Source organism: Flammeovirga yaeyamensis, from assembly GCF_018736045.1.
Lineage (GTDB): Bacteria > Bacteroidota > Bacteroidia > Cytophagales > Flammeovirgaceae > Flammeovirga > Flammeovirga yaeyamensis.
In genome coordinates this window covers 4,645,071-4,657,770 of the sequence record NZ_CP076132.1, presented here as the reverse complement: position 1 = coordinate 4,657,770, position 12,700 = coordinate 4,645,071, and the positions used below count along the sequence as shown (strand labels likewise).

Annotated in this window: 12 protein-coding genes; 4 read left to right on the top strand and 8 right to left on the bottom strand. The window is 35.0% G+C overall.

The features are described from left to right. Positions 1-15 precede the first annotated feature (15 nt). Together KMW28_RS18555 and KMW28_RS18550 are read left to right on the top strand one after the other, a co-directional pair. Positions 16-810 carry an SDR family oxidoreductase gene (locus KMW28_RS18555; RefSeq protein ID WP_169666765.1) on the top strand — a complete coding sequence of 265 codons (795 nt, stop codon included), beginning with the start codon at positions 16-18 and terminating at the stop codon, positions 808-810. Between the two features lie 283 nt (positions 811-1,093). Further along, positions 1,094-2,548: a SpoIIE family protein phosphatase gene (locus KMW28_RS18550; protein ID WP_169666768.1), complete on the top strand. Its 1,455-nt coding sequence runs from the start codon at positions 1,094-1,096 to the stop codon at positions 2,546-2,548. 105 nt (positions 2,549-2,653) lie between these two features. Here KMW28_RS18550 and KMW28_RS18545 read toward each other — a convergent pair whose 3' ends face one another. The 8 genes from KMW28_RS18545 to KMW28_RS18510 form a co-directional block, all read right to left on the bottom strand. Next, complete coding sequence (locus KMW28_RS18545) at positions 2,654-3,058, bottom strand: response regulator (protein ID WP_066212026.1); 405 nt, start codon at positions 3,056-3,058, stop codon at positions 2,654-2,656. A 216-nt stretch (positions 3,059-3,274) separates the two neighbouring features. After that, entirely contained in the window at positions 3,275-4,771 is a 1,497-nt protein-coding gene (locus KMW28_RS18540) for a GH3 auxin-responsive promoter family protein (RefSeq protein WP_169666771.1), read from the bottom strand. Positions 4,772-4,795: 24 nt separating this feature from the next. Continuing rightward, a complete protein-coding gene (locus KMW28_RS18535) occupies positions 4,796-5,683 on the bottom strand; it encodes a cation diffusion facilitator family transporter (RefSeq protein ID WP_169666774.1) in 888 nt (295 codons plus the stop codon). A gap of 1 nt (position 5,684) precedes the next feature. Next, entirely contained in the window at positions 5,685-6,662 is a 978-nt protein-coding gene (locus tag KMW28_RS18530; RefSeq protein ID WP_169666776.1) for a bifunctional heptose 7-phosphate kinase/heptose 1-phosphate adenyltransferase, read from the bottom strand. Between the two features lie 72 nt (positions 6,663-6,734). Next, complete coding sequence (locus KMW28_RS18525) at positions 6,735-7,955, bottom strand: pyridoxal phosphate-dependent aminotransferase (RefSeq protein ID WP_169666780.1); 1,221 nt, start codon at positions 7,953-7,955, stop codon at positions 6,735-6,737. 150 nt (positions 7,956-8,105) lie between these two features. Further along, on the bottom strand, positions 8,106-8,450 hold the full coding sequence (locus KMW28_RS18520; RefSeq protein ID WP_169666783.1) for a hypothetical protein: 345 nt from the start codon (positions 8,448-8,450) through the stop codon (positions 8,106-8,108). 107 nt (positions 8,451-8,557) lie between these two features. Next, positions 8,558-9,220 (bottom strand): hypothetical protein, encoded by a 663-nt coding sequence (locus tag KMW28_RS18515; RefSeq protein ID WP_169666786.1) that lies wholly within the window; start codon positions 9,218-9,220, stop codon positions 8,558-8,560. A gap of 125 nt (positions 9,221-9,345) precedes the next feature. After that, positions 9,346-9,813: a hypothetical protein gene (locus KMW28_RS18510; protein ID WP_066212038.1), complete on the bottom strand. Its 468-nt coding sequence runs from the start codon at positions 9,811-9,813 to the stop codon at positions 9,346-9,348. A 285-nt stretch (positions 9,814-10,098) separates the two neighbouring features. On the opposite strand from KMW28_RS18510, the gene gpmI reads away from it, so the two are divergent. After that, positions 10,099-11,622, top strand: a complete 1,524-nt coding sequence (gene gpmI / locus KMW28_RS18505) for a 2,3-bisphosphoglycerate-independent phosphoglycerate mutase (RefSeq protein ID WP_066212040.1) — start codon at positions 10,099-10,101, stop codon at positions 11,620-11,622. A 169-nt stretch (positions 11,623-11,791) separates the two neighbouring features. Then, positions 11,792-12,559 (top strand): ParA family protein, encoded by a 768-nt coding sequence (locus KMW28_RS18500; RefSeq protein ID WP_169666789.1) that lies wholly within the window; start codon positions 11,792-11,794, stop codon positions 12,557-12,559. The last annotated feature ends 141 nt before the right edge of the window (positions 12,560-12,700 follow it).

Here is a 12,700-nt window from a genome sequence, read left to right as displayed (position 1 = left end):
AATCAAAATTTTATCATGAAACAAACGATCTTTATTACAGGTGCATCTTCCGGAATTGGGAAGTCCATTGCAAAGTCAGCTTTAGAGAAAGGATACAAAGTTATAGGTACATCTAGAAACCCAGATACTATAAAAGACAAGTTGGAGGGAGTTCAGTATGTAGCTTTAGATATTGCCTCTCCAGAAAGTATTGATGCATGCTGGAACGAAATTAAAGATCAAAGAATAGATGTTTTGGTAAACAATGCAGGCCAGTCGCAAATTGGTCCTGTAGAGGAAACCAGTCTTGAAAAATTAAGATTTTTATTTGAGGTGAATTTCTTTGGTTTAATTCAATTGACAAAGAAGATTTTGCCACAAATGAGAGAAAGAAGAGCGGGTACCATTGTAAATATCGGTTCATTAAACGGTCGATTTGCTGCTCCTTATTATTCAAGTTACTGTGCAACGAAGTTTGCCCTATCCGGATATACACAATCGTTGAGAAGCGAAATGAAGGAGTTTAATGTTCACGTTGCATTAGTTGAGCCTAATCATATTGCATCGAATATTGTTCCCGACTTTAACTGTTCTGAGGAGTCTGAGTACTTCCCATATGCAGATAATATTCGACAAAGTGTAAAATCGAGTATGTCGAAAGCAGAGTCAGCTACCGTAATTTCAAATACAGTCATGAATGTGATATTGAAGAAAGCACCTTCTCCAATTTATGTGTCAGGAGGTAATGCAGGATTGTTGGCCTTTGCAAAAAGATTTTTACCTGATAAAGTAGCAGAGAAAATGGTCCGTAATACCTACGGTTTAAAATAAAATTGAAAGGTGCTTAATTAAGCACCTTTTTTTATAGTCTAACTTTTGTAATACTTTTTACTTGTTCGATTAAGTGTTAAAACAACATAATGAAACAGCGTTACTTTAATAACTTTTATTAACTAAATTGTAAATAACAATTTAACGAAATGTAAATTTTTGTCAACGTTTTTGTTATTCAACTATCATCGATCAGCGACTAATAACAACTAAATAACTTTTTACTACAACTAAATAATACGTTGTTATTGCTATAATTTATTGACCTATTTTTTAAATTTTTATGACTGCACCTTTAGGCGGACATCATCTACTTTATGCAACTAAAATAGAGATGGACAAAGAGATGAGTTTTTGGCGAAAAGTGAAATTCAGTTTAGCTTTTGTTGTCTTTTTCTCATTTGTAGAATTTTTTATCCTTGATTATCAATTAGGAGCCTTTGTGGTATTTACAGGAATTCCTTTTCTAGGAGTTATTTATTTTCTGAAAGGAAAAGTAAAGTGGGAAAAGCTATGTACGGCTTATATAGTTATACTAATTACCGCATTATTAGTATTTTCGCTAATTTCTGGGGGGATGCAATCGCATGCTATAGCTTGGATTGCTACAACTTTAATTACCTCCTATTGGTTTCTAGGTAAAGAAAAAGGGAGACTGATTTTAATTTATTCTGTAACACTCATTTCTTCGTTATTTGTTATTGAGTTAATTCATGGAGGTCCTTTATTGGAAGTACCTTTAAAGCATCATCACTTATTATTTATCAATTGGTTATTTGATTTAGGAATTTTACTGAACATAAGTAACGATATCAAATCAATCGATATTCAGACTACTTCATTTCAGAATAAGCTAAAACAAAATTCAGATGAATTAATTCAATTCGGTGAAGAGTTGTCTCAAACCAACGAAGAGATGAATGCTCAGAAGGAAGAAATAGAATCTCAAAGAGATGCTATAGAGCAACATCATATGGAGCTTACAAAATCCATGGATCAGGTGACGGATTCAATTCGTTATGCGGAAACTATTCAGGTAGCGTTATTGACCAGGCAAAATGAGCTGGATAAGATTTTTTCTGAAGCAAGTGTATTGTATAAACCCAAGGACCACGTATCTGGCGATTTCTACTTTGCTAGACAATATGGAAATAAAACCTTGATGGTTGTGGGCGACTGTACAGGTCATGGTGTACCCGGAGCTTTGTTATCCATGGTAGGGTTAGAGGCATTAGATCGTCTAGAAGAGCTTCCTGAGTCTCCTGCCATTTTATTGGAACAGTTGGATGGTTATTTCTTTGATAAGCTAAGACAAAGTGATATACATGGTAATAGGGACGGTATGGATATTTCTGTAGCCTATGTGGATCAGGAATATAATTTGTCATTTGCTGGAGCGAAAGGAAAAGGCTTAATCGTAGACGAAAATGGTATTACCCCATTAAAATCCACCAATAGATCAATTGGAGGAGCTTTCCAACGCAAAAGGAGATTCGAAGTAACCAAATTAAAAATTCAACCGGATACAATGATCTGTTTATATTCTGATGGATTTGTAGACCAGAATGGTATCAATGGTAAAATTGGCACCCTCAAGTTTAGAGAAATGCTCCAAAGGTATTATTTAAAATATACCAAGGACTGTATAAAAGAATTGGATACTTATCTAAGAAAAGAGATGTCTGATAATTATCAGCAAAGAGATGATATCACCATATTTTTAGCGATTCCTAATTAGAAAAATAAAAGGCGATCTTATTGGTTTAAGATCGCCTTTTTAAAAAAGGGTATAATTAAAACGTTATATCCTAATTAACCCATATTGATTTCTTAATAATGTACTTTAAGGTAATAGATCACCCACTTCAAGAAGAGACTCTTCTGTGAGAGGTTTGGTGATAAACTTGATCACATATTCGTTATTGACGATTCTCTCGATATCAGATTCGTTATCTGAACTAGAAAGAATAGCTATCTTACATTTATTTTTCAGCTCGTCGGCGAAGTTTTCAAATTCATATAGGAATACAAATCCATCAACAATTGGCATATTGATATCCAATAAGATTAAACTAGGGAGAGTCTCATTTTGATCAAGTCTTTCTTGAAGAAATTCTAATGCTTTCTTACCAGAATTTTTGATGATGATTTCTTCAGCAAATTCTGTTAACTCAATAATTCTGCTATTGATAAAGTTATCTGTGTCGTTGTCATCAACAAGTAATATCGTTTTTATCTTTTTGCTCATGTCAGGTTTTGAGTGTACTGCCTTGATTCAGTAGTTAGCATTTGAAATATGCTATTTTTCCGAATGCATATTCAAATTACAAAAAATAATTATAAATGATTAAAGAGAAATGATTTTTTTTAATCAATTAGTTAGTTTGTATTTGTTGCTATTAAATCAAATAAAAAGTCCTTCCAATTATACAACACAAATCGTATAATTAGAAGGATTCAAAATTTATTTTTTCCATTCACTGATTAAATCAGCAATTTTTCGATCATTTGATAATCTAGGCACCTTATTTTGTCCTCCAAGTTTACCAATCGATTTCATATATTGTTGGAAAGCATCTCTTTGTAAAGGAGTAACCACAAGTGTTCTGCAAATGCTTCCTGTTATCAAATCATCGTAATAAGTGTTCAATTCTCTGAGTTTGTTATCTATAGAAAGTGCAAACTCTTCGGGGTTATTAGGTTCACTTTCATAGGAGATCAACCACTCGTGATATGGTAGTCCCTCAGTTGGAGTTACTTGAGGTGCTACTGAGAACTCTGTGATTTTAACTTCCGGGAATTGTTCCAAAGCATGTTTCATGGCTTTTTCCACTTCTTCTCCAATCACGTGCTCGCCAAAGGCAGAGATATAGTGTTTGATTCTTCCCGATACGATCAAACGGTAAGGGTCCTTAGAAACGAACTTAACAGTATCTCCAATAGAATATCCCCATAAACCTGCATTCGAGTTAATAATCAAAGCATAGTTTTTACCCACTTCTACATCTTCGATTCTTAATCTCGTTGGGTTATCATCAAAATATTCGTCTGATGGGATAAACTCATAGAAAATACCAGAATCCAATTGTAATAAAAGACCTTCTTCTTCTTGAGAATCTTGGAAAGCGAAGAATCCTTCAGAGGCAGGGAATAATTCGATAGAAGGAATATCTTTTCCAATAGAGTCGTATAACTTTTTGCGGTAAGGCTCAAAGTTTACTCCTCCGTAAATAAACATCTCAAAATTCGGGAATACCTCTTTGATACTTTTTCCCGTTCTTTCCTGAATTCTGTCGAAATACATCTGTACCCAAGGTGGGATACCTGAGATTAATGACATATCTTGAGCGAGAGTTTCATCTATAATATGTTCTAGTTTGATCTCCCAATCTTCGATGCAATTGGTATCATAACTAGGCATTTGATTTCTTCTTAAATATCCAGGAACATGGTGATTCACTATGCCAGACAAACGTCCTGTTAGGATTTCTCCGGAAGTATCTAGAATAGGTGATCCTGAAAGGAATATCAATTTTCTATCTAGAAATTTAGAATTACCCGTTTCATGCACATAATTCAACATGGCATTTCTAGCCGAGTTGATATGGTTAGGGATAGAATCCTTTGTTAAAGGGATATATTTTGCTCCTGAAGTCGTACCAGAGGTTTTTGCAAAATAAGCGGGTTTTCCTCTCCAAAGAATATCACTTTCACCTTTTATAATTCTATCGACGTATGGACGAAGTTGCTCATAATCGACAATAGGGACATGCTTTTTAAAGTCCTCGTAGTTTTTGATATCTGCGAAATGATGGTCTTTGCCAAAAGCAGTAGTTTTGCCCACTTCAATAAGGTTATTGAATACCTTATCCTGAGCTCGAGAAGGGTTTTGTACCCACTCGGATTGTTTCTTGACAACGTAAGCAGCAAATGGCTTACTTAAAAAAGATTTTAACCCCATAGTTCTATGATAGAGTTGCTTATTTTATGTTTTTGATGTGGGTTCTACATGAATCAACACATCTGCTATTTCGTTGAAGTCGGCTTTAAGAGAATCTTTTACGTTATGGGCAATGTCATGACCTTCTCTTACCGAGATTTCGCCGTCGACAATAATATGAAGATCTATGTAAAATTTAAAACCCATTTTTCTGATAAAGCATTTTTCCGGAGCAATAACTCCTTCAATCTTTTGAGATTCTTGCTTTACCTTATCGATAAAATCATCGTACAGATTTTCGTCCATAATTTCTCCAAAAGCAGGACGAAACAATAAATAACTATTAAAAAGTATGATTAAGACAGCAAAAAGTGCGGCCCAAGAATCAGCTGTTTCATAACCTTCGCCTCCAAAAATAGAGATAGCTATGCCAATAAAAGCAGAAAGTGAAATCATTGCATCACTTCGATGGTGTCCAGCATCTGCTTCCAATGAAGAAGAGTTGAGGACTTTGCCTCTTTTCTTTACAAATTTGTATAAACCGTATTTGATAAGGATGATCACACCCAAAACAATCAAAGTATATTGGGAAGGGGACTCTGTTGTACCTTCTATGATGCGAGTGATACTTTGTTCGGCAATGATTAAAGCCGAAGTAACCAGAAAACCTATAGTGATAAATGTTGCAATAGGCTCAAATTTACCATGACCGTACGGATGGTTTTCGTCCGGGGCCTTGGTAGAAAAGTTTAATCCAGCTAAAACGACAAAAGAAGAAATAATATCTGCACAAGATTCGATGGCATCGGCAATCATGGCTTGTGAATTTCCTATGATACCCACAGTTCCCTTTACTGAAGTTAGGAATATATTCCCGATGATGCTCAACCATGTGGTTTTAAATGCTTTCTTTTTTTCTTCTTTAGAAATCATATTAAAGTTTTCTTTCCGCCTCTTCCAACAACGCTTCTTTATTGATAGGTACCACACCTACCGATTCACATACCAATCCACCACCAAGATTAGCCAATCCAGCCACTTGATCCATTGGTAAACCGACTGCTAATGCCAAAGAAGCAATACTGATTACGGTATCGCCTGCACCAGAAACATCGGCTATTTCTCTCTTATGAGCCGGTATATGAACATCAGATTGATGGTTTGAAATATATACCCCATGTTCGGATAAAGTCACCATAGTATGGTCGTTATCCATTTTTGACTTTAATTCTTTGGTAGCGGCTTTCACCTCATCAATCACACCCCCATCAAAATCGAATTTTAAACCTTCTCTCATTTCTTTAAGATTAGGCTTGAAAAGAGTAACACCTTCATAACATAAGAAGTTTCTTTTCTTTGGATCGACAGTGGTAGGAATATTTTTTTCTTTCGCTAACTGAATGACTTTAGAGATTAATTCGGGAGTAATTACCCCTTTATCATAATCCTCAAAAATAATCACATCAGCATCTTCAGCTAATTTCTTGATGTTGTCAAATAGAAGATCGGTATCTTTAGCGTTTAAAGGAGCATCGTCTTCGTGGTCGATTCTTAGTACATGTTGTGCACTTGCAATCACACGGTGTTTTATCGTAGTAATACGACTTTCAGAACGTATAATTCCCTCTTTTGAGATATTAAGGGAATCGCAAAGATTCATAAAAGTATCGGCACTACCATCATTACCAACTACAGAGCATAAGATAGGTTCAGCACCCAAGTAATGAAGGTTCTTTGCTACGTTGGCAGCTCCTCCCATTCTGGATTCTCTATCTTTCACGTTAACGATTGGTACAGGAGCTTCAGGACTGATTCTGTCGACATTCCCCCATACATAGGAGTCTATCATCACATCGCCAATGACTAATGCTTTGAGGCCATTAAATTTGTCTAACGCTTCTCTTATACTCATGGGTTTATTATTTGATCTATTCAAAAGAAAAAAGTCAGTTTAATGTACGAATACATTAAACTGACGTTGAATTTATGATAACTTATTAAGAGCTTCTTTGATTTGTTTTACTGCTTGAACTAATTCTTCATCAGAAGCAGCATAGGAAATACGGATGCAGTTTGGTGCTCCAAACGCTGCACCTGCTACTGTAGATACGTGTGCTTCGTTTAAGAAGAACATACATAAATCAGAAGAGTCTTTGATTACCTCACCATTGAATGACTTACCAAAGAAAGCACTGAAATCTGGGAAGATGTAGAATGCACCTTGTGGAAGATTTGTTTTTACACCTTCGATTTCGTCAAGCATCGATTTAAGAAGGTCTCTTCTTCTCAAGTAAGCAGTACGCATTTCTTCAATAACTGAAGCACTATCACCTTTTAGAGCAGCAATACATGCTCTTTGGGTAATTGTATTGATACCAGAAGTGACCTGACCTTGGATTTTAGTACAAGCTTTAGCCAAGTGAAGTGGAGCGGCTACATAACCGATTCTCCATCCCGTCATAGCAAAACCTTTAGAAAAACCATTCACAACGACTGTTCTGTCCTTTACATCATCAAATTGTGCAATGCTAAAGTGTTTGCCTCCAAAATTGATGTATTCGTAAATTTCATCAGAAACGATGTAAATGTTATCGTGTTTTACTACCTCATCAGCAATACCTCTTAATTCCTCTTTTGTAAATACAGTGCCTGTAGGGTTACAAGGAGAAGAGAATAAAATAGCTTTTGTATTAGGAGTGATTGCAGCACGTAATTCTTCTGGAGTAACTTTAAAGTCATTTTCGATACTACCTGAAAGGATAACTGGAGTACCGCCAGCTAAGTGAATCTGATCAGTGTAGGATACCCAATAAGGAGAGAATACAATCACTTCATCACCTGGGTTTAAGATACTCAACATTACGTTGGCTACAGAGTGCTTGGCACCAGCAGAAACAACAATATTTTCTGCTTTGTAAGATAAGTTATTTTCTCTATCTAGCTTATCAGCAATGGCTTGTCTTAATTCTGGGTAGCCTGGAACAGGTGGGTAAGAAAAATATTTTCCTTCGTCGATTGCTTCCTTCGCAGCATCTTGAATGTATTGTGGCGTTGGAAAATCAGGCTCACCTAAGTTCAACTTAATTACATTCACCCCTTTAGCTTGTAATTCTCTTGCTTTTACAGCCATCACTAAAGTGGCAGATTCAGTAATGTTATCAAAACGATTAGATAACGTCAACTTCGATTCTGTTTGCGTTCCCATCCTGTTATTTAAATCTTATATCTTCAGTTGTACATCACTTAGTTTCTTGTAGAGAGAAAAGACTCTCTTGAAATAAGCGTTTAGAATGCGAAATTAAACGATATGAGGGAGTACACAATAAATTTAAGCTAATAAATATGAGGCAACGGTTTATTTCAGTAAAAGTAATGGTTCATTGCAAGGTTTTTCATCCAAAACGAACACTAAATGATGTCGACTTTTATGGAGGGTAGTATTGATAGTATACGTATCATCACAGTAAAATACTTTGAATTGATAGTCTTCTACAGGCAGAGAAATGGCTGTAAGTTTTTTAGTGTAAAACTTTGCAATTAGTTGATCTTTTTGATAAATCTCCAAAGGAATGTCATCCATATTTTCTGCTTGATGATTGATGACTTCAAAAACCACTTTTGATTCAGCAATTCTTTTTTCAGAGCTACTGTTTGATAAAATTGGGGAAAGGATAATAGAAAGGAAGATGAGTAAGTACATAATGGTAAGGGTTAGTATTGGGGCTTACCATAATTTACTAAAAATAGGGTATAAAAAAAAGAGCTTATCGGGTGTAATAAGCTCTTTATGTGTAAGATATCTTTTGACTAGTTGCTGAAATCGAAAGTATCCATTGGTGTATCTGTGAAAGTACCGTTAGTTACTTCAACGTTACCATCATCGCTGTATGCTTTGAAACTAAATGTTCCTGAAGCTTTATCATCAGCAATTTTTGAGAATTTGAATGTGATATTACCAGCAATATCTAGATTAGTAACAATATCAACTACAGTAGCTCTTTGTACTACTACATCTTTTTGTCCAGCAAGCTGAATAACCGCCTGTATATTTTGATTCTTGTTATACTCAACAACCAAATCATATAAATCTTGAGCAGAAACATTAGTAAGATATAAAGCGCCACCTAAACCTTTAATTGGGTCTGTAGCAATTCCTGGAGCATTAGAAAGATTGATTTCAACTCCTTCTGATGTATCAAAAAGGTCAGTGTGCATGAATCCTAAAATAGCATGCCCTTTAACATCAAGTTCAGTTACTTTAAATTCAAAATCTGCAAAATAAAGAGCTGTTGAATTACCACTAATTCTATAGCCAGCATAGTTACTAAAATCTTTTTCAGTTCCGTCTACCGTTGCTTTTGCATCACCAAAACTGATGACAGAATCAACTAAGTCATTGATTACATCGTCTGAACAAGAGAAAAACATTAATGACGATAGAATCGAGACAAACAATACTTTTAATTTCATAGTGAAGTCAAAATTAGATTAAAAAAATAAAAAGTAACCTCATTCAATATGAGATTACTGTAAAGACAATTATTAAATGTTGTTAAACAAAATCTATGCTATTATTTTTTTAAATAAATAATTATTTAGGGTCTATATGCTGTTATAGAAAATAATTCAGTTCCAGATATTTTATACTCAAGCATTAATTCGCTGTTGCTATTAACATGACCTACAAGGGTAGCGTTATTATCCATGTTGATTGTTTTGGTCAAAGTGAACGTATTGTTTTCATTGTTACCCTCAACGCTTACATCATGATATATAGTTTGTAATAAATTAGCGTTTGAAGTACCAATCGAAACTTTTGCCGTAGTTACAATCACATCAATTTTTACAGTTCTTTCATCTGTAGCCGAGATAATAATTTTATCAAATTCTGGATTGTGTTGAACAGTGGCTTGTCCTTGATTGGTTTTCGCTGAAATATTAGTTATTTGATAATTTCCGGCTACTGCATTTGCAGTATTCGCTAACTCAGCATTTTCACACGAAATAAAGGAGAAGCAAGTTGTAATTATAAGGACCTGAGTAATAGAGATAAGCTTTTTCATTTGACTAGGGGTTAAGTAGATAGAAGGTTCGGTTCATTTTTTACAATTTAAGAAAAATAAGCCGAATTAAATTGTATTATTTAAAGATTGTTTTATAGATATTATAACTGTTTGAATGTGTTAATTGTTTTCATTTAAAAGAATTGATTTAATCATAGTTATTTCATTACTAATATTCTTTTTAAAAGGTATTTAGTGTGATGAATATCATTTATAAGATTACATAGTTGATGTATATTTGCGCATTCGTTATTACTGAATATTTAATCGGAAAAAATTATCAAAATGAACAAGAAAACAATCTTAATGATCCTTGATGGTTGGGGAATCGGTCCTGATCCAAAAGTTTCTGCAATTGAGCAGGCAAATACTCCTTTCATCGACTCATTATATACAAAATACAAGCACAGTAAATTAGAAGCTTCTGGTCTTGCTGTTGGTCTTCCTGAAGGTCAAATGGGTAACTCAGAAGTGGGACACATGAACTTAGGTGCTGGTCGTGTTGTTTATCAAATGCTTGTTCGTATTAACAATGCCGTTGCTGACGGTTCTATTGCTGATATCCAAGAATTAAAAGACGCATTCCAATATGCGCAAGACAATAATAAAAAAGTTCACTTTATGGGATTGGTTTCAGACGGGGGTGTTCACTCTCATGTCAATCACTTAAAAGGACTTTTATCTGCAGCAAATACTGCTGGTCTTTCTAAAGATCAAGTATTTGTTCACGCATTTACTGACGGTCGTGACTGTGACCCAATGTCTGGTAAAGGTTTTATCGCTGATGTTGAGGACCACATGTCTAAAACTACAGGTCAAATTGCTTCAGTAGTAGGTCGTTACTATGCAATGGACCGTGATAACCGTTGGGAAAGAGTTGCTTTAGCTTATAACGTAATGGTAAATGCTGAAGGAACTAAAGTAGATAATATCGATGCTGCTATCCAAGCGTCATACGACGAAGGGATCACTGACGAATTTATCAAGCCATTGGTAAACACTGTTGATGGTGAGCCTGTAGCTAAAATCGAAGAAGGTGATGTAGTACTTTGCTTCAACTTCCGTACTGACCGTGGTCGTGAAATCTCTCAAGCATTATCGCAAAGAGATATTCCAGAAGGCGGTATGACTAAATTGAACATCAACTACCTTACAATGACAATGTACGATGAGACATTCGAAGGAGTGAAGGTATTGTTCCATAAAGATAACTTGACGCAAACTTTAGGTGAAGTATTAGAGGCTGCAGGTAAGAAGCAAATCAGAATTGCGGAAACTGAAAAGTATCCTCACGTAACATTCTTCTTCTCAGGTGGACGTGAAAAAGAATTCGAAGGTGAAACTCGTTTGTTGGCTCCATCTCCAAAAGTAGCTACTTACGATTTACAACCGGAGATGTCTGCTCGTGATATCCGCGATAAAATTGTTCCTGAATTACAAAAAGGAGATGCTGATTTTGTTTGCTTGAACTTCGCTAACGCTGATATGGTAGGTCATACAGGTGTATTCGAAGCAGCAGTAGCAGCATGTGAAGCTGTAGACGAGTGTGCTAAAGCTGTAGTTGAAGCTGGTTTAGATAACGGTTATTCTTCAATCGTAATTGCTGACCACGGTAACTCAGACGTGATGAAGAACCCTGACGGTTCTCCAAACACTGCTCACACAACTAACCTTGTTCCTTGTATCTTCGTTGATCCAGATTTTGACGGTGAAATCAAAGACGGTAAGTTAGGTGATATCGCTCCAACAGTTCTTAAAATTGTAGGTGTTGATCAGCCAGAAGAAATGACAGGTGATTGTCTAATCTAATCACTTAGTGATAAATATATTCAGCCACTTACTTCTTTTTGAGGTAAGTGGCTTTTTCGTTTCAATAAAATTATTTGATATACACATTAGAATTACGTCACATATCATCCACATTAGAATGATATTTGATATATTCATGTCTAGAAACTTATAACAGATTTGTGTAATTATGTCAGATACAGCAAAAGTAATATCAATAGTAAACCAAAAAGGAGGAACAGGTAAGACCACAACCACAACTAATTTAGGGGTGGCATTGGGAAAACTTGGTCACAAGGTTTTGGTAATTGATATGGATGCCCAAGGAAACATGACTTTTCATTTTGGGGTACAAGACAAATACACCAAATCAATGTCTCATGTACTGACAGAAGGTGAGAAGTTAAAAGATATCGCAGTAGAAAGAGAAGGGATATTTGTAGCACCTTCTGATGTGTCTCTTGCCGATGCCGAATTATCGTTAGTCAATGCAGAGGGAAGAGAGTTCATTTTAAGAAATGCAGTAGATAAGGCGAGAAAAAAATACGACTATATACTTATAGATTGTGCTCCTGCTTTATCTATTTTAAGTATTAATGCCTTAACAGCATCAGATCATATATTGGTCCCCTTGCAAATGGAGGTATTAAGTATGCAAGGTCTTTCTCAAATCCTGGAAACTGTTTTTCAGATAAAAGAAAACCTAAATAATAGCTTAACTATTCTTGGTATTTTACCTGTGATGTTCGATACAAGAAGATCCATCACCATGGAAATCTTAAATCATATCAAAGAGAATTTTGGTATTAGAGTGTTGAATAACAATATAGGAATTGATGTGAAATTAGTAGAGGCTCCTTCTTTTGGACAATCTATATTTGAGTATGCTCCTTTATCTACAGGAGCCATACAATACATGAGAGTAGCAAGAGAATTTATCTCTCTTGTAAAGGCATAATTGCTTTATTTTGAGAGAAATGATTTTCTCAATTTAATGTTTCTAGAAAATTTTATGAAAGTGTATAAATATTCCTAGCATAACTAATTGCATAGTAATATTGTTTTAAAAAAATCGTAAATTAATTAAGTAAATGAAATC